A 22,875-nucleotide genomic window follows, 5' to 3' on the forward strand; every position below is an offset into this window, starting at 1 on the left:
AGCAGTTTTTAACCTCGGACTCTAACTGCAGTTCGGACTAAAACCGGGGGCAGGTCACGTTGTTGGATGACCCATTCTTGCGTCACGACTTTGGCCCGTGTTGGCCGTCTTTGGGCTTCTCTGAACGAAAGCGCAGGCAAAGAAAAAGCCGCTCGAAAGCGGCCTGTCGCGCCCTTCCCTACTGTCAACGTCGAGCGTTATGCGGCCGGCGCCGCCAGTCCCTCATGCAATCGCGCGGTGTGTCGCTCGTCGGAGATCTTGAGGCGCCGAGTCATTGGTGATCCCCTCTTGAGTAACGGATATGCGGGACGATTGACGGGTTGTCCAGATATATTGCCTCGATCGGTTCGCCTTTTACCTTCGCGAGGTATGAACTCCACCCGCGGAACAATCCCGCGACGAACTCACTATGTATGCTTGGAATCCCGTCACGCGTGACATGCGCCCAAATGAGGGTTGGCTTCTCAGTGACAGGCGACGAGGCAAACATATTGACCGTGCAATAGACAATCGAATTAATCTGTCGGAAGCTCGAACCAAGGATTCGGTTGAGCAGATAGAACACCGCATCCGCCTCTAGCGCATAGTTTCCGTCATTGACGAGGAGCAACAAGCCGGCACCATCGCCGATGCCGAAGTGGTTCAACGTAGCCTTGATTTGCTTATTTGCCTTGATAATGCGTCGCTGAATGGGCGGCAGGTAGACCTCTATCAGTTCGCGCTGGCAGCGCTCCGGCAGCGTCTTTGACTCGATCCTCACGCGTCCGTAGATCGGCCCAATAGTGCCATCTTTCATCCAACGGTCAAATTTCTCCTGAATCTTTGATTGAATGTTCACGTCTTCTGACTTGTTCTCGACCAATCGTTTTAGTTCGGCCACAACCCCTTTTGAGCGGAACAAGTAGTCTGCGTTACGAAAATCCGGCGACTTTCCGACAATATCCTCAATCACTTCCCCGCCATGTTCTCGAACAAAACCAGCAAATGCAGCTTCAACATCAATGTGTTTTGACATATGGAACTACCTCGAAAATTATGCGGGGCGCAATAGCGCTCCAGAGCATACGATCCGCCGTGTATCAACCGGTATTTCAGACGCGTCGATGCCGACCACCTATCGGTTAGTCACTGCCTCCCCTAGGTACATTGGGGAAATGGGGCAAAAGTCGATGGCAACGCTCGTGTGATTCTAGACGAGTCCTTTTGAGTGTTCGGGTCTATAGAGACGCTGACCAGCCGCTCGCCGCCCAAGTCAGATTGCACAAACGGTCGTTTGACAACGCCAGAGCTGCCTACCTGTCACGCGCGGCAGCAACAGCAATCAGATCCTAAATGTGTTGGCGACATGCCGCAAACCGACGCCCAGCATAACGGCGCCGTCGTGGCACCAGCAGTCAGGGCGCAGGACGGGCTCGGCGCTGCGTATGCACATGCCTGCCGGCTACGCGGGCCCACCACCGATCGGCCGATCGAGTACGGAAGCGCCGTCGGCGAAAAATGCTGACACCTATCTCCGGTCCGTGACAGCATGAGGCCGACACCCGCGACTACAATACGACCCGACACACGATCATGCGCGCACGCCAGAAGGCAACGACGGCGCAGCGGAAGTTTTTCCAACCACATCCTGGAGGATCGAACTATGGCCGTTGAATGTCCGCAGCAATACTCCGTATGGGAGAACGACAAGGGCGGAAAGATCTTTGTCGAGGAGGTGTATGACGAAGCAACAGACCCGGAGGTCGAACTCGAAGAAGGCGACGAGCCACAATTTTTTGTGACGGTGGTCCCCTACGCGGATCGCAACGATTTGGACGCAACTGCCGAGGAGCTCGATGCGGAGCAGTGGGCCGAACTCATTCAAGTTGACGGTATCCGGCAAACGGGAATCGAGCCGCCCGCGACTCACTAAGCCACTGACGGCGCGGGATGCGTCTCGCGCCCGAATTGCGCCCGAGAATAAACCTGCCGGGCGTCCACCAACAGACTTCCGATCTGTTGAAAATATCCTTTAAAATCAAACGATTGCATAGATTTTCGCGTCGCCATACAATCCGCCGGGCAACGGCAGATATCGAGGAAGCAAGGCATGGCGAGCACCATCGACGACACGGAAATCCAGCTCCCTGACTGGGACAAGTTCGGCCGGCCGCCCAAGCAAGGCGCATCAGGGCCGACCGACGAATCATACAGTTTGGCGCTCCTCATCTCCCGGATCGACCGACTCATTGACGCGCTTGAAAAAACGAGATTTAAGCCGGCAGAGGAGCTCGAGACGCTCGCCGGCCAGATAGCAGCGAAAGTTTCGCCCAACGCACTCTGGCATCTCGCCGAGGTCGCCGAGTACCTGCATCGCAGTGAGCAGCACACGCGGCAATGGATCATCACGCTGAGTGGCTTCCCTCGCCCGATTCGCATCCCTTCCGGCAAGAGCGCGACCGAGCGCGCGCGGCCGCTCTGGCGATCGAAGGACGTGATCGAGTGGGCGGAATCCTACGTCGAGGCCTGATGGAGCTTGTCGGCGAGATCGGTAGCGTGCGGAGCGTAGTAGACGTCCTGCAAGATGCGCAGATCCCTGTGGCCGCTGATTTTCGCCAGCTCCATCACATCGAAGATCTTCGAGAGACGAGTGAGCGCCTCGCGACGCGAGTCATGAAAGTGCAGATCTTCGATAAGTGCAGCCTTCTTGGCCTTGCGAAATAGCGCGTCTAGCGCAGTGCTATCAACGCCGAATACACTCCCCTCGAACTCATCCTTCAGCGGTTTCATTTGCTCGAGCATTGCGAGCGCACGTGGAGACAGCGGTACGTCACGCGCGACCTCCGTCTTCGTGCGCGGTAGATGCGCGAAGCGCTTCTCGAGGTCGACATGCTCCCAGGTCAGCCCGACGATCTCGCCGGCGCGCATGGCCGTCTCGATCGCCCACACCAGCATTGCGCCGATCCGCGCCGACTTCGTCGTCGGCACCTGGTCTTCGAAGTAGCCGAGCCGCTGCGTCAGCCGCTCGACTTCCTCGTCAGCAATCCGACACTTGCGCAGCTGTGGCTCGCTCGGCCTGCGCATGCCCTTGAACGGACTCTCGGTGACCCACTTCCATTCGTCGCGTGCTGTCGTGAACACGTGTGAGTACAGGTTGATCTCGCGTAGCACGGTCGCGGTACCGACAGCGGCCCGACCGTTCTCGAGATCACCAGCCAGCCGGGCGTCACGCCACCGCCCCATCACTGCGGCGTCGACTTCTGTCAGCGACATGTTCGCGATGTCCGGAAAGTCGCGAATGAAGGCCGCGAACCGAATCGCCTCCCAGCGCGCAGCGCGCTTTGTCGGGCTGACGCGCTTCTCGTACTCCCGCATGGCGTCGGCGACAGTCCGCGAGCTGCCGGCCGTGACCTTGCCGAGATTGATCTCGTGCTCTTTCTGGGTCGCCCACTGCACGGCGTCGGCCTTGCTCTTGAACGTCTCCGAGAGGCTCACACCCTTCCGACGCACCTGCGCCCGCCACATGCCGCCCCGCCTTCTCCCGGTGCAAATCCTGGTGCATATCAGGTGCAGTCGGGTGCAAAGAAGGCTTGATTAGGCTACCTCCCGACTACGTCAAAGCAGAGAGAGGATAGCACGCAAACCCTTGTCTGGCTTGGGTTTGCTTGGGACAGGATATGCCAGACTACAGAGAGATGTGGTGCGGGGACCGGAATGAAAAAAATCCGCCTATTCATTGCCAGGCAACGAACCAGTGGATTGCCGTGCGGAAGATACCAACGGAAGTACCAACAATTCGTTGCGCCGTCCTCGCGCTTCTTCGTTGCCAGCCACAACGAAGGCGCTCTAGCACGCTCGCCTGCGTGAAACGATCAAATTCTCCGAAACAGCTCCCATTGAGGGCAATCATCTCCGTCTGGGCTCTGTCGCATGAAAAACGATCCGCAGACGCCACAACGATACGTGCCCCATCCGGGAGCACAAAGCTCGGTATGAGCACACTCCAAGTCATCGACAGGGGTAGCCGCATGCAGCGCGGGATGAGGAGCCCGTTGCGCGGCACTTCGATCCTGCAGTCGACAGTCGATGCACACCTTCATTCCCGGGCCTCAATCGTCACTCGAAGCGCTCGAAGAGGTCGATGCGCGCGCCGGCCGTGCGCATCTTCTCGAGCACGCGCGCGAGTTCGCCGTCGCTCAGCGTGAGGCGCGCCGCGTCGAGTTGCCCTTGCACGCTGCATACTGGCACCATCGGGGCGGCTGTCAAGTATCCGCCCTAAGCCGCCGCTCTTCGAGGACATCGAAATGCCATCCAAACGAAAAGCTCCCGTGCTGCCCGTCTACCGGCAGCCGTCGGAACTCGATAGGCTCAAGAACGAGAATCGGCGGCTCAGGGACACGTTGTTCGTCACGCGCGAGAGCCTCATTGACCTCATGGACCCGCAGGACCTGCTGAGTGGGTATCTGGGCGTCCGCGACGACGTCCAGCTGGAGACCTGGCGGCGTGCGGCCTTGACGGCAGTGATGGAGACCGCCCAGGTTCGGCCCGGCGCGGAAATGGGCGACCCGCGCTGGCCGCGCGCTCTATGCCCGCTCTGCCGACAGGGTGCGCAAGGCGCGCGCGACGTCAGGGGATTCGCAGTGCCTGCCGGGCTGCGTCGGCACCTCCTCGGCGAACTCAACTCGCAGCAGTGCCCGATATTTCGCGCTGCCGAGGCCATTGCACTCGAAAACATCTACGACATCGAGCAGGGGCGCCCGCAGCCAAATTGGAGCTGACGCGACCTGTGGCAACGCGTACCGCCTAGACGGCACCGAGCGCCTTTACCCATCGCAGCGCGTCGATGCTGTCGATCTCGGCTATCGCCGTCGCCCCGGCGACTTCGACAGTCGCGCATTCGACGCCAGGAATGCGCCGACCGGTCAGCACGTCGGACACGCAGAAACCGCCGCATCTGCCCACTGGGCGATGAACCGCCCATGTGCGACCGCGATGCTCAAACGCAACGCCCACTGTCTCGACGTTGCCCCATTCCATCGCTGCGGCGAAGACGATGCCCGCGACAAGCTGCGGCGCCGGCGCGCCGCGCGGCATACGCGTTCTACGAGGGCGCCCCATATCAGCCGTTCCTCCGCATAGCCTGCGAGATTGACGCGCCGGCCATCGCCGCGATCTGGCTTTGCGTGCGCAGGTCAGTTCCGCCAGGCAGCACGAACTGGTTCGAGACGTTGACGTTGCCCGGGTTGTACGGCGAGTTCAGGTGCGCCGGGATGATCGCCTCGCCCTGGTGGATCTGCGCGATCATGTCGTTCGGCACGAAGGGGGTGCCAACGTCGTACGAGGCCAGCCCCATGAGAGCGGACATGCCGCCACCGCCAGAACTCATCGCGCCAGACGCGACCGCGCCGGCCGAGCCAGTGACGCCCGTGGCGGTAAATCCGAAGGCGCCCGCCATGTCCCCCTGGCCGAGGCCTCCCAGCAGTCCCGACAGCGAACTGCCTGCTCCGGAGACACTCGAGGTGATCGCGGCCGCGGTGAATGCCGCGAGCGCCGCCGTTGCTTCAGTGACCGCTGCCGTCATCGCTGCTATGCCCGTCGTGTCAGCCGTCACGGCCGTCGTGTGTGCCGTTGTCGCGGCCGCCCCGGACGCATCGCCGCCGAGCAGCTTCGACGTGCCGCTTCGCAGCAGCGAATCCGCCGAGAAGCCACCACCGAATTCGATCTTCGAGATCTTGTCGAACAGGCTCTTCGTGACCAACTGCGTCAGCTCCTGATTGATGCTCGCGAAGAGGTTGGCGAATGCCTGCTTGCCGCGCGCCGTGCCGTCGATGATGCTGGCGAACGTGCGCGAGAACCCTTCCTCGATACTGGTGGCAGCCTGCCGAGCCGACTGCATCTGCGCATCGTTCGCCGCGATCGCCAACTGCAGCTGCTTCGTCTGGCCATCCTGAGCCAGCTGAAGCTGCTGATCGCGCAGCTCCTGCTGCTGCACCTTCGTCAGCGACTTCTCGGTGTCGAGCCGGTGCTGGATCGCCTGGATCGCGATTTCCGTCTTCTTCTGTTCGAACTGGCGCTGTAGCTCGATCAATTGCGCCTGCGTCATCCGCCCCTGCTTGACCTCTTCTTCCGCCACCATCAGCGCGCGCTGTTGCGCCTGCGAGAATCCGGCATTCGCACGCTTCGCGGCGAGGTCTTCGAGGCCCTTCGTCTCAGCCGCGATCGCTGCCTGCATCTCTTGCGACGACTGCGTGACGGCCGCCGTGCGCTGCCGCTCCATCACGGTCAGTCGTCCTTCGATCTCGACCTCCTTCGTGCGCATAGACAGGCGCTCAGCCGGCGTGGCCGCACGCGCCTCCAGCGCCTTCGTCTGGTCGAGTTGCCGCTTCAGCGCGTCGCGCTCGGCATCCATGCCGCGCAACGTAATCGCTAGGCGCTGCTGGTAGTAGCCCTGCAGCGAAATCTGCTGTTGCTTGTACGCGCGGTCGAGTTCGGCCTGTTCGGCCTTCAAGTCCTCCCGCAGTGCGTTGAGCCGCGCCTGAGTCTGCGCGTTCTCATACGAGTAGTCGTGCATCGCAGTGATGCCGCCGGCGGCCTTCTTGAAATCGTGGCTGTCGTAGCGCTTCCGGATTTCTGCCTCTATCTGAGGCTGACGCGCGATCATCGCTTTGATGTCTTCGGGGATCGGTGAGCCCGAATCCTTGGCCGCCGCTTTAGCGTCATCGATCGTCCGCCGGAAACGCGCGATCTCGTCGTTCGCCAGCTTCACGTCGCCGCCGAGGCCTTTCCATTCTGAGCGCAGTGCGATCATCGCGTCGGTACCGCGGCGCTGGATACCTTCGGACGCTGCGACATTGCCGGCCGCGCCCTCGGCCCGATCACGTTGCTGCTGCAGGCGCCGAAGCTCGAGCTTATCTGCGGCCTCACCCTGGGGCATCAGATCGTAGAACGGCTTCGCGGATCCGATCTGCTGCTTGAGATTCGCGATGCGATCCTCGACCGTCACGCCTCGACCGAGACCTGCGGCTTCGTCCCAGAAGTGGTGCCACGCATTCGCGACGTCATGCAGGATGCCGGGAAGTTGCCCGACTTGCACCGCGATTTGTTCCTGCTTTTGCCGAACGAGCTCAGCCACCTCTACTTCGGCACGCTCTTTCTGACCTTGCTCTTCGAGAGCTCGAATGTGCTCGAGCTGAGCGTTCGTCGCAAAGTGGTACGACTTGTTGTACTCCACGGCGAATTTGTAGACGCCATCGTCCATCCTTTCGAACGCCTTCACCACTTCGTCCGCAGCGGCCTTCGAATATTTGCCAATGCTCGCAACGGCCTCGGCGACCGGCTGAAGAGCTGCGCCGGTAAAACGGCCCGATGCTGCAACCGCAGCGAGCGCATCGCGCGCGGAGCCGATGCTCGAACCCGTGGACTGCTGGATGGCATTGCCCATTTCGATGAACCTGCCGGCGGTCAAGCCGGCGTAATTGCCGGTCAGCACGAGGCTCTCCCTGAACTGGTTCATCTGTACAGCGCCATGGATGGCCGCAGCCGCAAGCGCAGCGATCTCGGCCGCGACCAGCCCGATGCCCATCCCGGCCGGGCTCATGATCTTGCCCATCCAGTCCATCTGCTCGCCAAGCACCATCAGCGAGCCGACGAAGCGCTTGTAGTTGCCCATCGCGAGTTCGTGACCCAGCACAAGCAACTCGCGCCGCGCCGCCACCGAGGTGTGGCCTAGCCGTCGGTGCGATTCCTCTTCGGCAGCGTTCGCTTGTTGCACTGCGCGAGACACGGCAGTGGCCGCACTACCTTGTGCCGCCATCGCAGTTGAGACCGTTTGCACCGAACTAGTCATGCGACTTGCCATCCCCTGCGCCGCGCCGCTCATGCCGGCGAATCCTGCGGTGAGGGCCGCGGTCGATGCTCGCGACTGGCTCACCAACTCGCGCAAGTCGCGCTGAATCATGCCGATCGCGCGGCTGAGAGAATCTGCGGCCTTCGATGCGCCTTGTTCCGCACCATCGCTGCTGACGTTGATCGATACATCCACACGGTTGTCGTCGCTCATTTGTTCACGCCCTCCGAGACAGCTTGCTGGATTTCTTCGAGGATCTCGTCGTGCATCTCCTTGAGCGCCGACCTCAAAAATGACGTCGGCGGGAAATGCATATGCATCGGGTGCTCTCGCACCGTCGCGGTGACCGGCGTCGTCAGCGGCTTGCCGAACGCCTGCGTGACCTGCCGCAGGTGCTCTTTCACCGTCACGACGCCGAGAAAGCCGTATTCGTGCGGCGGCGCGTACTCGACCGGCGTGCTGACCACGCCCGTGATCGTCGTGTCCGTCGTCGTGACGGCCTGATTGATCGACCGGCGCAGGCGCCCCGTGCGCACGTTCAACACCTGGCCGCTCAGCTTGTCGGCGACGACGCGTCCTTGCAGCGCGATGGCCAGTCGCTGCACGCGCTGCACGAGTGCGCTCCGTACGTTCGGCACGAGTTTTCCGACGCGACGCTGGACGACGGACGCGTTCTTGATTTTTGTGCTCAGTTCCATTCTTGCTCCCTGGATTGCGGGTAGGTTGGAGGGTAGGCGTCAGTTCGCATCGAGCACGGTCCCGATCGCGTTGTTCGCGACGAGTCGGCCGGCGATCTGATCGCAGAGCGCAGCGGCGCGCGTCATATCACCCGGCGTCGCGCGGTGTGCTGCCTGACGCTTCAGGATCCGAAGCAGTTCGCGCAGCTCGTCGTCCGTCGCCCAGCGAAAGTACGGGGCGAACTTCAGCGCGGCACGGCGCTCCAGCGGCGAAAGCGTGACGTCGATCTGCTGGAGCCGTTCCTCGACGAACCGGTCGACGCGCCCATTCGGGCCGGCGATGAGCACCTCCGCACCGAGCTTCAATCGACCTCCGCGGCGACCTTGCGCTGCTTCGCGCGGACCAGCAGCGCGGCGACGCGGCACGCGCGGTCGCCGTCCGAGAGCTCGTTGACGTCGTAGTGCTCGCCGATCGCCGATCGCACGGCCAGTTCATCGATCGTCCCGGTGACGCCGCGCATCGCGGCATGGTGAAAGATCTCCTGCATTCGGATCTCGATATCCGCACCGCTCAGTGTCGCGATATCTATCTGCGGCTTGTGCGCGGCCTCGCGTGCCTGCAGGAGCCGATCGAGGCGTCTTCTGAGACTACGGAGATTAGGCATTCGTCTTCCTCCGCACGCTTTCAGCCAACTCGTCGAGTTGCCTTTGCGCATCGACCTCGTCGAAACCAAGCGCAACCTGCATCTCGATGAACCGCTGTATTTCACATTCGATTTGCGCGTCGAGATCAAGCAGTACATCCCTGTTAGCAGCGGCCATCGTAGTCTGGGAGAGCAGACGGTCGACCCGCCGTCGGAGCGCCTTTAGCTTCATGAGGAACCCTTTTGCAAACCTTCCTGCAGTTCGAGGCGTTCTTCGAGCTCGTCGGCAGCAATCGCGTCCCGCATCTGGCCGAGGATGTATGCCTTCGTCTTTGCCGTGACGAGATCTTCTTCCTTGTTCGCGAGTGCTCGATACACGTGCGCCAATTCGCGCCGCACATCCTTTGCATTGGCGAGCCGAACCTTGCGCTTACGCCCCCGGGGTTCGCCACTTTCCGACGGAGAATCAACGGGTTGGCGCGTTTTTCGTGTCCCTGCTGGTGCGCGTAACGTCATTTTCGAGACCTCAAACGTGGTGGAAAGCCGCCCATATCGGGCGGCGGCCAATTACTCGAACCCGTACCCGCGCAGTTCCTGCGACAGCGCCTCAACCTCCTTCTCGGCAAATTCACCGTGGTGATCGTGGTCGAGCACGTAGGGAAGGTGGACATCCCAAGCAGTGTCCGGATACCTGTTCGGCTCGATACCCGGCGGAAGACACAACCCACGCGCCCGCAGCGCGATGAGCAACTGCTCCGTGAGCTTCAACGGTGGCTTCGGCTCGTTCGGCCCGCGGAAATATTCGAGACCGCGTTCGAGCGCGTAGAGCGTCTGGAGCTCGCTGATCAGCCCGTAGACTTTCTCGACGTAGCGCACCTTCGTCTCGTCGTATCGCTTCTGGATCAGGTCGCGCGCCAGCGCAGCCTGCCGCTGCCGAAGAACGCTTTCCTCCCGGAGCAAGCCGTTCGCCTTGTCCTGGAGCAGCCCGACGGCCGCCGCGGCGCCCTCGGCGGTCTTCCGGGCTTCGCGCAGCTGCGCCTCGAGCTTCTCGATCTCGCGATCGATCTGCTCGGTATCGGCCGTCTCGCCGGCGAGATACGCCTTCCCAAGCACCTCGGAGCGCTTGCGCTGCAGCTCAGCGATCGCGCCGGTGTCCTCTACCGCAGACTCGGCGGTTTGCCGCGCACGCTCTTGTTCGCTCCGAACCGCGTCAAATTCGGCACGCTTCGCGTCGATCGCCTTCTTGAACTTCAGGATCTCGCGCTTCATCAGTTGCCCCCGTTGCGCTTGCGCCGGTTGAAGAAATCGAAGATCGCCGCGGGGCCGCCATCCGCCGTCGAGGCGACCGTGAGCGGCGTGACGCGGCCGGCCCCGATCTGCGGATCCTCGAGACCACCGGAAACGCGGCCGTTGGCCGCTACTTGGTCGGCACGCTGGTTGGCGGCAGCACTGTTCGAGCCATTGAATGGCCCCACGTGCGATGTCGGCGCGGACGGCGATGCGACACCACCGTTGCCGGCCTTCGGGGCGTTGGTCGTGCGGCCACTCCCGTCGACTTGGGCCGGGCGCGGATTCGCCGCGGCGGAATTCGCGCCGCTGTTCGGCGCCGGGCCCTTCTGCATGCGCAGCGCGGCGCGCTCGGCTGCAGCGCGGTCAGCGTCGTCATGCGCCTTCGTGACGGCGTTGATCAAGTTGACGAAGCGCGCCGTGCCGGTTTGCTTCGAGACGTCCGCCGCGGCCACGCCGCCGGCGCGCCGCCGCGACGTGTCCAATGCTTTGGCCAAGCTCGTCGCTCCCTCCGGTTTCACTGCCGCCTGCTTGGCGGCAAAGCGCGCCTTGTCCCGCGCGTTCGCCTTTTTCAGCCATGCACCGCAGGCTTCGAGTGTCTTGGGATCCACTGCCATGCTGTTCTCCTTGCGCGTCTCACGACGCAGGTTGAAGTCGTTTCGCTTGCTCGAGCCTTGCGGCGACGGCGGCGCGCTGCACCTCCAGCCGGCTCACCGTGCTACGGCGTGCCGCCAGCACGGCGCGCAGCTCGGCGACGGCGTGCGCCTCCGGATGCCACGCGGCACCGACCGACGGCGCCGGGATCAGCGGACGGCTGTCGAGCTGGCGCCGGACTACCGAGACCGCCTGGCGCTCGTCTGCCAGGCGCGTGTCGAGCTTCGCGAGCTCGGCTTCGAGTTGTCGGCGGTCAGCCATTGCTGCGCTCCAGTCGGGCCGGCTCGACGTCGTCGCGCGCGGCGAGCAGCGCTTCGGCGAGAACGCCGGCACGTTCAGCGGAGATCAGCATCCGCGTGAGCGATTCCTCACCGTCCGGCAGCGTGTGCACGATGTCGAGCTGGACGAAGACACGCCCGTCGATCTCCGTGCCGCTAAGCGCGGCGCGCTGGCCACCGTTTAACCTGATGATGTTCATTCCGGCCTCCGTCCGCGGTACGACTCCCAGTCGAACGCGACCCATATGCCGCCTTCACGCAGGCGGTCAAAGCTGCGATCGCCCAGGAACTCCTTCATCCCTTTGACGCCGAGATTTGTGAGCAGGATCGTCGGCATCAGGTCGCGGTATCGGCGGTTCAAGATGTCGAACAGGATCACCTGTTCACCTTCGGTGCCGTACTGCACGCCAATCTCGTCGATCACCAGCAAATCGACGGAAGACAGGTCTTGCAATACCGCGCTTTCCGTCGCCTCAGAATCTCGCCGCCACGTGTCCCGGATCATCCGGACCAGATCCAGCGCGTTGGTGTACAAAGCCGTTCCCGACTGCATAACGACCATCGCAGCCGCGATCGCCAAGTGGGTCTTTCCAGTTCCCGGTGAGCCAGAAAAGATGACCGTCGTTCCCCGCTCGCAATGCGCGGCGAAGTTGACAGCGAAGTCGGTGGCGATCGTCAGCGCACCGCGCTTCGCATCGGTGTCGCCAACGAAATTGTCGAACGTGCGATCGCGAAACCGCAGCGGAATCCCGGACGCACTCAGTCGACGCTCGCGAAGGCGCTGTTGCAGGCGATTCAGTTCCTCGAACTTGCGAGCCTCCGCTTCGGCCTGACGAATTTCGGCACACTGCGGGCACCCATGCCAGTGCGTGCGACGATGACCGAACGGCATGACCGTTCCCCTCTCGTCGTAACCGCCGTGCGTCTCGCACTCCGAAGCACGCGTCGCGATCTTGGTTTCAAAAGCTTCCGTCATGCGCAATTCCTTCGCGGTAGTCGATTTGGTCCAAGCCGTTATGACGGCTCCGCCTGCCCTTGGCGCCCGGCATTCGAGCGTTGATTGAGCTTGCAATCCAGGCCGCCGGCTCAAGCGGGCCTTCGCGGATGCAGTCTTGCGCGAGCATCCACGCACCTTCCTCCCCCAATTGCTTGATGGCACCGCCGAGCAACGAGCGCGCGCTCTTGTCCGCAACGCCGCGAGTCGTCAACCACGGCACTGCGACATGGAAGATCGCTTCCTTCGCCGACATCCCGGGTGGCGACGCATCAGCGTCCGTTCCGTCAGGAACGGAAGGTCTTATCTGGATATTGGCTTCTGGCTTATGGTTAGCATTGCCTTCGCAATGCGTTCGCATATCCGGAGCATCCTGCGTTGCGGATGCGTTCGCATGTGCGTTCGCATCGCCTTCGGACTTGTTCCATCGTGCATTGGCAGATGCTTGGGCCTTGCGTTGCTTCTGCTGATACGCGGCAATTTCGATATCGCATCGCTTCTGGTGATACCCGTCGTCACGCGCGTGGAAGAACGTCTCGAGCACGAAGTCGACGGCCCGGCGCTCAGCGGCGCTCGTCGCGCGCGCGAGCCGATAGACCAGCTTCTTGTCGAGAGGAAGCGGCCGCTCGGTCTGGTAGTACTGATCGAGCAGCCGGTTGTAGGCGCCGTCCTCGAGCATCGTCAGGCTCACGGTATCGCGGATGAGGTCACCGATGTGCCGACTCCAGAAGTTCATGCGTCACCTTCCGCGTCGCGTGGCAGCCGGCTATCCTCCGCAGCCGCCTTCGCAGCGTTCCACGTGTCGGGATCGGACGCGAGCTTGTCACGCGCCTCGCAAAGCGCGGCTATCAGCCGATCGAGGCTTTCGGCGGGGATATGAACGCGGCGACCCAACGGCATAAGCTTTTCGTCGACAGTCACTCGCGCGAGCATCAAATACGCATAGCGCCAGTTGCCGAACGCGCCGATGGATATCGACAAGCGCTCCATTCGAGTCAGCGGGAATGAGGCGATTCGCTTGCAGAGGTCACGCATGGTTGCCCTCCGCCGTAGCCTGGTCGCGTGCCTCCTTGAGCACCGAGATCAATTCCTCCAAGCGGTCCATGGGAAGCCACATCTGAGAACCAGCTGGGCGCGCCGTACCGTCCGCGTCGATCCACAGCAACTGCAGCACCAATTGCGCGCGGCCGCGAAAAATATGGGTTCGAACGTCGAGAACTCGCTCCGATCGGCGCGTGAAGATTCGGCGTTCAAACGTCGGCTGGACGTCACCGCGTTGCGTCGGCGACGTGCTTTCGGTATTCTTCGTGTTGCTAATCGTTGAGGCGCAGTGCTCCGGCAATGCGCCATTTTTTTTGTCTGGCATCGCGCACCTCTCACGACGCTTTTCGAGCGGAGGCGATGCGGTTCGTGACCCAGTTGTCGAGCTCTTCACGAACAAACACGGACACGCGCGAATTGATCCGCACCGGCTTCGGAAAATCTTCGACTTCCTTCGCGTATCTCCAGAGAGTGGAAACGCCGATGCCGAGGAGCTCGGCAGCTTTTGCGGGACGAACGACCATTGCGACGTCTGTGGCTGGCATCTGGAAACTCCGAGTGTTTGGGAATCCCTGAGACGCATTGGCGTCTCAGATGCCATTGATTTTGAATGCTCTTAAATCGTCACGCTTGTGATGAAGGAGACGGGGGTTGTTTTCAGTTCGCGTCTAGCGAAGGCGTGCGGAGCGGCCGCAGTAACGACTGCGGCCGCTGTAGAAAAATTCGCTCCCCGCTGGGCGACGCTGGAGAATTTTCCTTCTCGCCTCACTCCAAGGCAAAAGATCAAACGATATTGTGGATGTCCGAGCATCCCTTTAACTGATACACCGCCTTACTCGTCGTTATGGAGCAACGCGAGCATGTCTCCCTTATATTCGCGATAGCAGCGCATCATCAGATCACTGGAAACCTTCTTCTTTTTTCCGACGCCGGTCCCCTCATCTGCCATATCCGGCTGCATCTGCTGCTCGACGATATTCCCCGCTTCTTGCGGCGCGAGAGTGACGGTCGCCGGGACTGCTTGCCCGGCGGACAGTCGAGGCGGAAACGATGTCAGTCGCAGAGCTGCCGGCACTCCTTCACGGCGGCAGCGCGGCGCTCGTCGATGTATGCGGCCAGATCCTCCACGTGGACGCCCTTGAAACCCTTCTGCGACTTCTCCATCCGGACGATCGGCAGGCGGATTTCGCCGGCACCGATCTTTCGCAGGAGCGTCGCGACGGTGAGCGGCGCGAAGTAGTCGCGGCACACGTCGGCGATCGGCACGACCGCCTGACCGTCATACTGCGCGAGCAACAGGAAGGACGTTTTCATTGTGAGAGCTCCTTTTCCACTGCCGCGCGCTGCCGGTCACGAACGCGTGGCGCGGCAGCACGTCGGCCGGCACCCGCCCGCCGAGCAGCGCCGCCCCTTCTCCCCTAAAAACGAGGGGGCCATAGGGTTCTGAAATTCCCGAGCGGCAGCAGGCTATCCCGATGGTGATGCCTGCGCAGCTCCGTCACCCGCGCACAAGCTTCAGATGCGTCGGGCGGCCGTCATCCTTCGAGAACAGCTCATGCGGCCGGTAGAAGTACTTCTTCCTCGCGAGGAGGCCGCCGTCCTCGCACAGGGCGACGCTGTATCCGTAGCGCCAGTCGTAGCGGCCGTGCCGATCGATGTGTCTGCCGTTTTCATCGTCGATTCGATAGAAGTCCGGGCCGGCTAGTACCTGCAGCAGGTCGCCGTCGCTGTCCACCACGATCGCGCCGATCGACAGATGCGCACTTTCCCCCGTGCGAGCTGCCTGAATCGCTGCTTTGCCTGGATCGGCAACACATTCGTGAGCCCGATGAGTGCGAATCGCGTCCTCGATCGAATTGATCGCAGCACTGAGCGAACGGCGCTGCGTGGTTCCGACGACGCATCGCGTTTCTTGCGCCCACACCTTGAGCTCTTCCGCTCGCGCCGCCGTCATCGTGAGATCGGCGCCGGGTCGCTTCATGCCGAGCACCGCGGGCAACTCCGTAAAGCGCCGGTCGCCGGACGCTTCGATCAGCTCGTAGGCCGCGCGCGAGACGTGCACGACGAGGAGGATTTCTGCGGCGACAGGCGCGGCGCGATTGGCGGCGTTAGCCATGGCACACCTCCGCCCTTGCCGTGAAAAAGTCGGCCTCGTTTTCGGCCCGCTCCGCGTAAGTGCCGGTCAGCTCAAGCGCGGTTTCAACGAGCGAAAAGGCGCAGAAGCCGTCCAAGTCGCCGGCCTCGATAGCCTTCTTGACGACGACGAGCTGCGCATTGGCGCGAAGTAGCGCGTCTGAAGCAGCGCGCAGCTCATCGCCGGCACGCTTCGGCAACCCCTCGACCGGGGAGATAGTAAAATTGGAAATAGCCATGATGTGAGCCTCCGTACAGGTCACGTTTTGGTCAGGTGATCCGCGCGTTGCAGCGCGCGGACCGCCGCTTTTGCCTGATGCCGTCAGGCAACGGTATAACGATTCATCTATCTGGCTGCGCCTATCGGAATCACCTCTGCGCCGGCCTTCAATCGGTCGAGATAATCGGCCCACTTCTGCATCATCTCGCGGCGCTTCTTGATGAACTTCGTCCGGTTGTAGGCCGAGCCGAGGTTGTCCGGAACCGTGTGCGCGAGCTGGTGCTCAATCACTTCAGGCTTCTGCTCAAGCTCCTCGTGCAAGATCGTTCGCGCCATCGCGCGGAACCCGTGGCCGGTGATCTCCGTACGGGTGTCGTAGCCAAGGCGCCGCAGCGCCGCGTTGATTGCCGCCTCGCTCATCGGCCGCTTGCGATCCCGCGCACCGGGGAACACGTAGCGCCCGGCACCGGTGAGCGCGTGTAGCTCGCGGAGGATTGCGATCGCTTGGAGCGAGAGCGGCACCAGGTGCTCGGTCTTCGTCTTCGTCACGAGGTAGCGCCATTCGCCCTTATCAAGGTCGAATTGCACCCATTGCGCGTGTCGCAGTTCGCCGGGACGCACGAATAGCAGCGGAGCGAGCTTCAGCGCACTGAGGACGGGAAAGGTGCCGGAGAAGCCATCGAAAGAACGCAGCATCTCTGCGACCTTCGCTGGATCGGTGATCGAGGCGAAATGCGTAGTCTGGGCGGGCGGAATCGCATCAACCAGGTCTCGTGCTGGATCAGTCTTGCAGTAGCCTTCCTTGATGCCATACCGAAACACGCGGCTGATTTCGCTCCGCACTCGATGCGCCGTGTATCTGGCGCCGCGGCTGTCGATCCGCTTCAGCACCGCGAGAATCTCGGGGGCGTCGACTTCAGTTATCGGACGCCTGCCGAGCCACGGAAACACATCGCTCTCAAAGCGAGCCAGCGTCTTTTCGTACTGCCCGATCTCGACGACAGTTTTGCGCTCGTTCATCCACCCGTGAGCCACTGCCTCAAAGGTATTGCTGGCAGCTAGGCGAGCCGTCCGCTTCTCGACGCGCTTCGCCACGCTTGGATCGACGCCGGCCGCGAGTTTCTTCCGCGCCTCGTCCCGGCGTTCGCGGGCTGTCGCCAGCCCTACCGCGGGATATACACCGATCGCCAGCAGCTTCTGTTTGCCGTGCAAGCGGTAAGCCATGCGCCAGTATTTGGCGCCGTTGGGCTGCACCAGCAAGTACATCCCGCCGCCATCGGTCAGCTTGTAGGGCTTATCCGCCGGTTTAGCATTCTTCGCAGCTGAATCGGTGAGTGGCATGGCTCGTCAATGTCCGTAGATACCAACAAATTGACCTTCCGTACCAACCAATATACCAACTCTTAGATGAGATGCAACGAGCGTCAAAGAGGCTCTATGGAACAAAAAACCCCGCCAGGACAAGGTTCTGAGCGGGGTTCTGAGACTACATGAGATTCAGCGAGACAATTCTATGGTGCCGGGGACCGGACTCGAACCGGCAAGCCAGTTAAGGCGGCGGATTTTCGTCACACTGCTTCTTTCAAAGCCGGCGTCGTCGAAACGACGCCGTTCGTGCGCTGGACTATGCCTTCGCCGTCGCGCGCGGGCGGTATTACCGCCCGTGCGCCTTAGGCGCCCCCCGTCTAGTCTCTACACCTTCCTCGCCGCAGTCGTACCGCGAGGCTTGGCTCGGCGTTGCCTCGACGCAGGCGCGCGTCAGGGGTTTCACCGAATTTGAAGGGTTCTGCACCGGTCGTTTCCGGCCGGGCACTCAATCGTTTAAGTCCGCTATGTTTACCAATTTCATCACCCCGGCAAAAGGGCGGACGCGATTCTACCATTGCTTGCACATGCATTAGCTGATTCGCGTGCATTGCATCGCGATGCAGCATGTCGGCCTGCCCTGTCCACACCCGAACTCGAGCGCCGCAATCGACGTCGGCGCGACACCGTCGCCGATTTCCTCCCGCGCCGCAGCATCCGCCGATACAATCGAATCCGCCCCGCTCGCCGGGCGCCAACCGTCTGATGTTTGTATCGCATCTTTTACGAAACAGACGTCTCGTGAGTCATCGCGAAGTCACAAACGCTTTCGATAATTCTCCCGTCGAAAACGTTTACATCGCGTAACTTCATGCCCCCGACCATCAAGGACGTCGCCGCGCTCGCCGGCTTCTCGATCGCCACCGTCTCGCGTGCGATCAACGCGCCGCATACCGTCAGCCCCGCCACGCTGGCGACCATCCGCACCGCCATCGACACGCTGCAGTTCCGCCCGAGCCCGCTCGGCCGGCAGTTGCGCGGCGAGCGCACGCGGCTCGTCGGCGTCGTCCTGCCGACGCTGTCGAACCCGGTATTCGCCGACTGCCTGCAGGGCATCGACGAACTCGCGACCGCGGCCGGCTTCAAGCTGATCCTGATGACGACCGAATACGACGCGGCGCGCGAGCGCCACGCGATTGAGACGCTGCGCGAGCAGCGCGTCGAGGGGCTGATCCTGACCGTCGCCGATGCGGACACGCATCCGCTGCTCGACATGCTCGACCGCGACGGCCCGCACTACGTGCTGATGCACAACGACACGCAACGCCGCCCGTCGGTGTCGGTCGACAACCGCAGCGCCGCCTATGACGGCGTGCGCATGCTGACGGCACGCGGTCATCGCCGCGTGCTGATGCTGGCCGGTTCGCTCGCCGCGTCGGATCGCGCTCGCCAGCGCCATCTCGGCTACGCGCAGGCGCTCGAGGAGGCCGGCGTCGCGACGCTGCCGCCGGTCGAGGTCGACTTCAACGCGGCCGAGCTGCCCGACGCGGTGCTCGCGCACCTCACCGCGCGAGCCACGCGCCCGACCGCCCTCTTCTGCAGCAACGACCTGCTCGCGATGGTCGTGATGCGCGGCCTGCGCCGCGCGGGCTTCTCGATTCCCGACGACCTGTCGGTGCTCGGCTTCGACGGCATCGCGATCGGCGAGCTGCTCGCGCCGCCGCTCGCGAGCGTCGCGACGCCGAACCAGGACATCGGCCGCCATGCATGGCAGCGCCTCGTCGAATGCATCGGCGGCGCGACGATCGAGCGCACGTCGCTGATCCTGCCGCATACGGTACGCGACGGCGCGACGGTCGCGCCGCCGGCCGCCGACCTGCAGTTGCACCAAGCCTGAACACGCGCGCCGCGCCATCGTGCGCGGCGCGCGCAAGCTACCCCGACCCCGCCCGGAGATCCACCGTGTCCTTTCGCCTGACCTCGCTGCTGCGCGTGCTCGCAGCCCCCGTCGCCTGCGCCGCGCTCGTCGCGTTCGCACCCGCGGCCCATGCCGACGAATCCGCGATCTGCTACAACTGCCCGCCCGAATGGGCCGACTGGGCCGCGCAGATCGCGGCGATCAAGGAGAAGACCGGCATCCGCGTGCCGTTCGACAACAAGAACTCGGGCCAGGCGATCGCGCAGCTGATCGCCGAGCAGAAGAGCCCGGTCGCCGACGTCGTCTATCTCGGCGTGTCGTCGGCGTTCCAGGCGAAGGACAAGGGCGTGATCGCGCCGTACAAGCCCGCGCACTGGAACGACATCCCCGCGAACCTGAAGGACCCGCAGGGCTACTGGTTCGCGATCCACTCGGGCACGCTCGGCTTCTTCGTGAACAAGGACGCGCTCGACGGCAAGCCGGTCCCGCGCTCGTGGGCCGACCTGCTGAAGCCGGAATACAAGGGCATGGTCGGCTACCTCGATCCGTCGAGCGCGTTCGTCGGCTATGCAGGCGCCGTGGCCGTCAACCAGGCGCTCGGCGGCAGCCTCGACGACTTCAAGCCGGGGCTCGACTGGTTCCGCAAGCTGAAGGCGAACGCGCCGATCGTGCCGAAGCAGACCGCGTATGCGCGCGTGCTGTCCGGCGAGATTCCGATCCTGCTCGACTACGACTTCGACGCGTATCGCGCGAAGTACAAGGATCACGCGAACGTCGAGTTCGTGATTCCGAAGGAAGGCACGATCGCGGTGCCGTACGTGATGAGCCTCGTGAAGGGTGCGCCGCACGACGCGAACGGCAGGAAGGTGCTCGACTTCGTGCTGTCCGACGAAGGCCAGAAGCTGTGGGCCAATGCGTACCTGCGTCCGGTGCGCGCGCAGACGCTCGGCGCCGACGTCGCCGCGAAGTTCCTGCCGGCGAGTGAATACGCCCGGGCAAAATCGGTCGACTTCGGCAAGATGGCGGCCGGCCAGCAGGCGTTCGGCCAGCAATACCTGCAAGTGATGCAGTAAGCGCCGGACCACGCCATGCTCGACCTGACTTTCCCGCTGCGCTGGCGCGTCGCCCTCGTCGCGCCGGCGCTCGCGGTGTTCGCCGCGTTCTGGCTGCTGCCGATGGCGGCGCTCGTGCGGGTGTCCGCCGACGGCGCGTTCTTCACGCAATACGCGGCGCTGCTCGGCAACGCGCGTTACATGACGAGCCTCGGCGAAACGATTGCGTTGTCGGCCGGCGTCACGCTCGCGACGCTGGCGCTGTCGACGATCTCGGGCCTGCTGCTCGCGCGCCGCGAATTCGCCGGCAAGCGCGTGCTGCTCGCGCTGCTCACCTTTCCGCTCGCGTTCCCGGGCGTCGTGGTCGGCTTCATGGTGATCATGCTCGCCGGCCGGCAAGGGCTGATCGGCATGCTGTCCGCGAAGCTGACCGGCGACAAGTGGGTGTTCGCGTATTCGGTTGCCGGGCTGTTCGTCGGCTACCTGTACTTCTCGATCCCGCGCGTGATCGTCACCGTGATCGCGGCCGCGTCGAAGCTCGACGCGTCGCTCGAGGAAGCCGCGCGCTCGCTCGGCGCGTCGCCGTGGCGCATCTTCGTCGACATCGTGCTGCCGGCGCTCGCGCCGGGCCTGGTCGCGGCCGGCGCGATCTGCTTCGCGACCGCGATGGGCGCGTTCGGCACCGCCTTCACGCTCGCCACCGACCTGAACGTGCTGCCGATGACGATCTACACCGAGTTCACGCTGAACGCGAACATCGCGACGGCCGCCGGCCTGTCGATCGTGCTCGGCATCGTCACGTGGGCCGTGCTCGCGCTCGCGCGCCGGTTCACCGGCCACACCGCCGCCGCCGCGGCCTGAGGATTCCTTCATGCAATCGCTTTCCGGTTCGTCCGCGCCGTCGCCGGCGCCCGCTCCGTCGCACGCGAACGGCACCGCCCGACCCGCGCCGCGCGTGTCGGGCGCGCGCGCGATCGCCGCGCTGCAATGGGGCGTCACGCTGCTGCTGTGCGCGTTCCTGATCGTGCCCGTCGTGATGTCGGTGCTCGCGGGCCTCACCGTCAACTATTTCCGCGGGCTGTCGAGCGGCCTCACGCTGCGCTGGCTCGAACAGGTGTGGCAGCAGTACCAGGGCTCGGTCGCGCTGTCGCTCGGCGTCGCGTTCGCGACGCTCGCGATCGTGCTCGCCGTCGGCGTGCCGGCCGGCTATGCGCTCGCGCGCAGCAAGAGCCGCGTCGCCCGCGTGATCGAGGAAGCGCTCGTGCTGCCGGTCGCGCTGCCGGGCCTCGCGTCGGCGCTCGCGCTGCTGGTCGTGTACGGCGGCTTCACCGCGTTCCGGATGAGCCTGTGGTTCATCGTCGTCGGCCACGTCGTGTTCACGCTGCCGTTCATGGTGCGCGCGGTCGCGGCGGTCGCCGCCGGCGCCGACCTGCGCACGCTCGAGGAAGGCGCGGCGAGCCTCGGCGCGTCGTTCGCCACGCGCTTCGTCACGATCGTGCTGCCGAACCTGCGCCCCGGCATCGTCGCGGGCGCGCTCGCGGTGCTCACGCTGTCGATCGGCGAATTCAACCTGACCTGGATGCTGCACACGCCCGACACGAAGACGCTGCCCGTCGGGCTCGCCGATACCTATGCGTCGCTGCGCCTCGAAGTCGGCAGCGCGTACACGATCGTGTTCCTGCTGATGACGCTGCCGCTGCTCGTCGCGATGCAGTGGCTCGGCGTCGATCCGTCCGGCACGCGCGCGCTGAAGCGTCGCCCGCGCTGACCCTGCGCTGACCTTACCCTTCCCATGAAACTCGATTCCACCCCCATCACCCTGACCCGCTGCGCGAAGACGTTCCGCGGCACGCGCGTGCTCGAACCGCTCGACCTGTCGATCGGCGCGGGCGAGACGCTCGTGCTGCTCGGTCCGTCGGGCTGCGGCAAGACGACGACGCTGCGCCTGATCGCGGGCCTCGACACGCCGGATGCCGGCGGCACGATCCGGTTCGGCGGCGACGACGTGACCGCGCTGCCGATCGAGCGCCGCCAGGTCGGCATGGTGTTCCAGAACTACGCGCTGTTCCCGAACCTCACGGTGCGCGGCAACGTCGGCTACGGACTGAAGATCCGCAAGACCGAGCCGCGCGCGCTGCGCGAACGCGTCGACGAGCTGCTCGCGATGATGCGGCTCGACGCGCATGCGGACAAACCCGTCGATCAGCTGTCCGGCGGCCAGCGCCAGCGGGTCGCGCTGGCGCGAGCGCTCGCGGTGCGCCCTCGCGTGCTGCTGCTCGACGAGCCGCTGACCGCGCTCGACGCGAAGCTGCGCGACGTGCTGCGCCGCGAGATGAATGCACTGTTGCGCGAGCTCGGCGTGACGACCGTCTACGTCACGCACGACCAGGCCGAGGCGATGGAGCTCGGCGACCGGATCGTCGTGATGGGCGCGGGCCGCATCGAGCAAATCGGCACGCCGCGCGACATCTACTACCGCCCGGCGAACCGTACGGTCGCGCAGTTCATCGGCACGCTGAACCGGCTTGCAGGACAATGGCAGGACGGCGCGCTCGTGACGACGGGGGGCGCGATCGTCACGCCGCACGCCGCCGACGAGTGGTTCTTCCGTCCGGAGGATGCGCAGCTCGCCGATCCCGCGCATGCGCCGCTGCGCGGCGCGATCGGCGCGTGCGCGTTCCTCGGCGAACGCACGCGGCTCACGATCGAGCATGCGGCACCCGACGCGCTCGTGATCGACGTGCCGGGCCGCATCGAGCTCGCGCGCGGCACGGCGGTCGGCGTCACGATCGCGCCGGAAGGCCTGATCGCACTCGCCGCGTAACACCGCCCCACCATAACCACGAT

The 22,875-nt window shown here is 63.8% G+C and carries 32 protein-coding genes; 9 read left to right on the plus strand and 23 right to left on the minus strand.

Annotation, left to right across the window (positions count from 1 at the left end; all coding sequences use genetic code 11):
• Positions 1-271 precede the first annotated feature (271 nt).
• Positions 272-1,015: a hypothetical protein gene (locus U4Z64_RS32380; RefSeq protein WP_321822101.1), complete on the minus strand. Its 744-nt coding sequence runs from the start codon at positions 1,013-1,015 to the stop codon at positions 272-274.
• 627 nt (positions 1,016-1,642) lie between these two features.
• Here U4Z64_RS32380 and U4Z64_RS32385 point away from each other — a divergent pair.
• Both U4Z64_RS32385 and U4Z64_RS32390 read left to right on the plus strand, forming a co-directional pair.
• On the plus strand, positions 1,643-1,912 hold the full coding sequence (locus tag U4Z64_RS32385; RefSeq protein ID WP_321822102.1) for a hypothetical protein: 270 nt from the start codon (positions 1,643-1,645) through the stop codon (positions 1,910-1,912).
• A gap of 177 nt (positions 1,913-2,089) precedes the next feature.
• Entirely contained in the window at positions 2,090-2,509 is a 420-nt protein-coding gene (locus tag U4Z64_RS32390; protein ID WP_321822103.1) for a hypothetical protein, read from the plus strand.
• On the opposite strand, the gene U4Z64_RS32395 is transcribed toward U4Z64_RS32390, so the two are convergent.
• Together U4Z64_RS32395 and U4Z64_RS32400 are read right to left on the minus strand one after the other, a co-directional pair.
• Positions 2,494-3,504, minus strand: coding sequence for a site-specific integrase (locus tag U4Z64_RS32395; protein ID WP_321822104.1), 1,011 nt, complete (start codon positions 3,502-3,504; stop codon positions 2,494-2,496). The genes U4Z64_RS32390 and U4Z64_RS32395 overlap by 16 nt on opposite strands.
• A 591-nt stretch (positions 3,505-4,095) precedes the next feature.
• Entirely contained in the window at positions 4,096-4,230 is a 135-nt protein-coding gene (locus U4Z64_RS32400) for a hypothetical protein (RefSeq protein WP_269082634.1), read from the minus strand.
• A gap of 77 nt (positions 4,231-4,307) precedes the next feature.
• Between U4Z64_RS32400 and U4Z64_RS32405 the strand changes: the two genes are divergently transcribed.
• On the plus strand, positions 4,308-4,757 hold the full coding sequence (locus U4Z64_RS32405; RefSeq protein ID WP_321822105.1) for a hypothetical protein: 450 nt from the start codon (positions 4,308-4,310) through the stop codon (positions 4,755-4,757).
• A 25-nt stretch (positions 4,758-4,782) separates the two neighbouring features.
• On the opposite strand, the gene U4Z64_RS32410 is transcribed toward U4Z64_RS32405, so the two are convergent.
• From U4Z64_RS32410 to U4Z64_RS32430, 5 genes are read right to left on the minus strand one after another with little or no spacing between them, the layout of a single operon-like run.
• On the minus strand, positions 4,783-5,073 hold the full coding sequence (locus U4Z64_RS32410; protein WP_321822106.1) for a hypothetical protein: 291 nt from the start codon (positions 5,071-5,073) through the stop codon (positions 4,783-4,785).
• A 25-nt stretch (positions 5,074-5,098) separates the two neighbouring features.
• Positions 5,099-8,038 carry a phage tail length tape measure family protein gene (locus U4Z64_RS32415; RefSeq protein WP_321822107.1) on the minus strand — a complete coding sequence of 980 codons (2,940 nt, stop codon included), beginning with the start codon at positions 8,036-8,038 and terminating at the stop codon, positions 5,099-5,101.
• Positions 8,035-8,523: a hypothetical protein gene (locus U4Z64_RS32420; protein WP_321822108.1), complete on the minus strand. Its 489-nt coding sequence runs from the start codon at positions 8,521-8,523 to the stop codon at positions 8,035-8,037. Before U4Z64_RS32420 ends, U4Z64_RS32415 begins: the two co-directional genes overlap by 4 nt.
• A 39-nt stretch (positions 8,524-8,562) precedes the next feature.
• Positions 8,563-8,868, minus strand: a complete 306-nt coding sequence (locus tag U4Z64_RS32425) for a hypothetical protein (protein WP_321822109.1) — start codon at positions 8,866-8,868, stop codon at positions 8,563-8,565.
• Entirely contained in the window at positions 8,865-9,218 is a 354-nt protein-coding gene (locus U4Z64_RS32430; RefSeq protein WP_321822110.1) for a hypothetical protein, read from the minus strand. Before U4Z64_RS32430 ends, U4Z64_RS32425 begins: the two co-directional genes overlap by 4 nt.
• Between U4Z64_RS32430 and U4Z64_RS32435 the strand changes: the two genes are divergently transcribed.
• A complete protein-coding gene (locus U4Z64_RS32435) occupies positions 9,211-9,372 on the plus strand; it encodes a hypothetical protein (protein ID WP_321822111.1) in 162 nt (53 codons plus the stop codon). The genes U4Z64_RS32430 and U4Z64_RS32435 overlap by 8 nt on opposite strands.
• A gap of 2 nt (positions 9,373-9,374) precedes the next feature.
• On the opposite strand, the gene U4Z64_RS32440 is transcribed toward U4Z64_RS32435, so the two are convergent.
• The 15 genes from U4Z64_RS32440 to U4Z64_RS32510 form a co-directional block, all read right to left on the minus strand.
• Complete coding sequence (locus tag U4Z64_RS32440; protein ID WP_321822112.1) at positions 9,375-9,662, minus strand: hypothetical protein; 288 nt, start codon at positions 9,660-9,662, stop codon at positions 9,375-9,377.
• Positions 9,663-9,713: 51 nt separating this feature from the next.
• Positions 9,714-10,415 carry a hypothetical protein gene (locus U4Z64_RS32445; protein ID WP_321822113.1) on the minus strand — a complete coding sequence of 234 codons (702 nt, stop codon included), beginning with the start codon at positions 10,413-10,415 and terminating at the stop codon, positions 9,714-9,716.
• On the minus strand, positions 10,415-11,050 hold the full coding sequence (locus U4Z64_RS32450; protein ID WP_321822114.1) for a hypothetical protein: 636 nt from the start codon (positions 11,048-11,050) through the stop codon (positions 10,415-10,417). Before U4Z64_RS32450 ends, U4Z64_RS32445 begins: the two co-directional genes overlap by 1 nt.
• 19 nt (positions 11,051-11,069) lie before the next feature.
• The gene (locus U4Z64_RS32455) at positions 11,070-11,348 is read right to left on the minus strand and encodes a hypothetical protein (protein ID WP_321822115.1); all 279 of its coding nucleotides are present in this window, start codon (positions 11,346-11,348) and stop codon (positions 11,070-11,072) included.
• The gene (locus U4Z64_RS32460) at positions 11,341-11,565 is read right to left on the minus strand and encodes a hypothetical protein (RefSeq protein WP_321822116.1); all 225 of its coding nucleotides are present in this window, start codon (positions 11,563-11,565) and stop codon (positions 11,341-11,343) included. The genes U4Z64_RS32455 and U4Z64_RS32460 overlap by 8 nt, the downstream gene beginning before the upstream one ends.
• The gene (locus U4Z64_RS32465) at positions 11,562-12,341 is read right to left on the minus strand and encodes an ATP-binding protein (RefSeq protein WP_321822117.1); all 780 of its coding nucleotides are present in this window, start codon (positions 12,339-12,341) and stop codon (positions 11,562-11,564) included. The genes U4Z64_RS32460 and U4Z64_RS32465 overlap by 4 nt, the downstream gene beginning before the upstream one ends.
• Positions 12,325-13,095, minus strand: coding sequence for a YdaU family protein (locus U4Z64_RS32470; protein ID WP_321822118.1), 771 nt, complete (start codon positions 13,093-13,095; stop codon positions 12,325-12,327). Before U4Z64_RS32470 ends, U4Z64_RS32465 begins: the two co-directional genes overlap by 17 nt.
• On the minus strand, positions 13,092-13,394 hold the full coding sequence (locus U4Z64_RS32475; RefSeq protein ID WP_321822119.1) for a hypothetical protein: 303 nt from the start codon (positions 13,392-13,394) through the stop codon (positions 13,092-13,094). The genes U4Z64_RS32470 and U4Z64_RS32475 overlap by 4 nt, the downstream gene beginning before the upstream one ends.
• The gene (locus U4Z64_RS32480; protein WP_321822120.1) at positions 13,387-13,725 is read right to left on the minus strand and encodes a hypothetical protein; all 339 of its coding nucleotides are present in this window, start codon (positions 13,723-13,725) and stop codon (positions 13,387-13,389) included. Before U4Z64_RS32480 ends, U4Z64_RS32475 begins: the two co-directional genes overlap by 8 nt.
• Positions 13,726-13,735: 10 nt before the next feature.
• Complete coding sequence (locus U4Z64_RS32485) at positions 13,736-13,945, minus strand: helix-turn-helix transcriptional regulator (RefSeq protein WP_321822121.1); 210 nt, start codon at positions 13,943-13,945, stop codon at positions 13,736-13,738.
• A gap of 287 nt (positions 13,946-14,232) precedes the next feature.
• Positions 14,233-14,475 (minus strand): hypothetical protein, encoded by a 243-nt coding sequence (locus tag U4Z64_RS32490; protein ID WP_321822122.1) that lies wholly within the window; start codon positions 14,473-14,475, stop codon positions 14,233-14,235.
• The gene (locus U4Z64_RS32495) at positions 14,454-14,714 is read right to left on the minus strand and encodes a pyocin activator PrtN family protein (protein ID WP_321822123.1); all 261 of its coding nucleotides are present in this window, start codon (positions 14,712-14,714) and stop codon (positions 14,454-14,456) included. Before U4Z64_RS32495 ends, U4Z64_RS32490 begins: the two co-directional genes overlap by 22 nt.
• Before the next feature lie 184 nt (positions 14,715-14,898).
• Positions 14,899-15,516, minus strand: a complete 618-nt coding sequence (locus tag U4Z64_RS32500; protein ID WP_321822124.1) for a hypothetical protein — start codon at positions 15,514-15,516, stop codon at positions 14,899-14,901.
• Entirely contained in the window at positions 15,509-15,772 is a 264-nt protein-coding gene (locus U4Z64_RS32505) for a hypothetical protein (protein ID WP_321822125.1), read from the minus strand. The genes U4Z64_RS32500 and U4Z64_RS32505 overlap by 8 nt, the downstream gene beginning before the upstream one ends.
• A 107-nt stretch (positions 15,773-15,879) precedes the next feature.
• Positions 15,880-17,094, minus strand: coding sequence for a tyrosine-type recombinase/integrase (locus U4Z64_RS32510; protein ID WP_321822126.1), 1,215 nt, complete (start codon positions 17,092-17,094; stop codon positions 15,880-15,882).
• Between the two features lie 835 nt (positions 17,095-17,929).
• On the opposite strand from U4Z64_RS32510, the gene U4Z64_RS32515 reads away from it, so the two are divergent.
• The 5 genes from U4Z64_RS32515 to U4Z64_RS32535 all read left to right on the plus strand — a co-directional run bounded on the left by U4Z64_RS32515 (position 17,930) and on the right by U4Z64_RS32535 (position 22,852).
• Positions 17,930-18,955, plus strand: coding sequence for a substrate-binding domain-containing protein (locus tag U4Z64_RS32515; RefSeq protein WP_044844945.1), 1,026 nt, complete (start codon positions 17,930-17,932; stop codon positions 18,953-18,955).
• 65 nt (positions 18,956-19,020) lie between these two features.
• Positions 19,021-20,049, plus strand: a complete 1,029-nt coding sequence (locus U4Z64_RS32520; protein ID WP_321822127.1) for an ABC transporter substrate-binding protein — start codon at positions 19,021-19,023, stop codon at positions 20,047-20,049.
• Between the two features lie 15 nt (positions 20,050-20,064).
• Positions 20,065-20,889, plus strand: a complete 825-nt coding sequence (locus tag U4Z64_RS32525) for an ABC transporter permease (protein ID WP_044844947.1) — start codon at positions 20,065-20,067, stop codon at positions 20,887-20,889.
• Between the two features lie 10 nt (positions 20,890-20,899).
• A complete protein-coding gene (locus tag U4Z64_RS32530; protein ID WP_321822128.1) occupies positions 20,900-21,796 on the plus strand; it encodes an ABC transporter permease in 897 nt (298 codons plus the stop codon).
• Between the two features lie 24 nt (positions 21,797-21,820).
• Positions 21,821-22,852 carry an ABC transporter ATP-binding protein gene (locus U4Z64_RS32535; RefSeq protein ID WP_321822129.1) on the plus strand — a complete coding sequence of 344 codons (1,032 nt, stop codon included), beginning with the start codon at positions 21,821-21,823 and terminating at the stop codon, positions 22,850-22,852.
• The last annotated feature ends 23 nt before the right edge of the window (positions 22,853-22,875 follow it).

The organism is Burkholderia sp. BCC1996 (genome assembly GCF_905339955.1).
Lineage (GTDB): Bacteria > Pseudomonadota > Gammaproteobacteria > Burkholderiales > Burkholderiaceae > Burkholderia.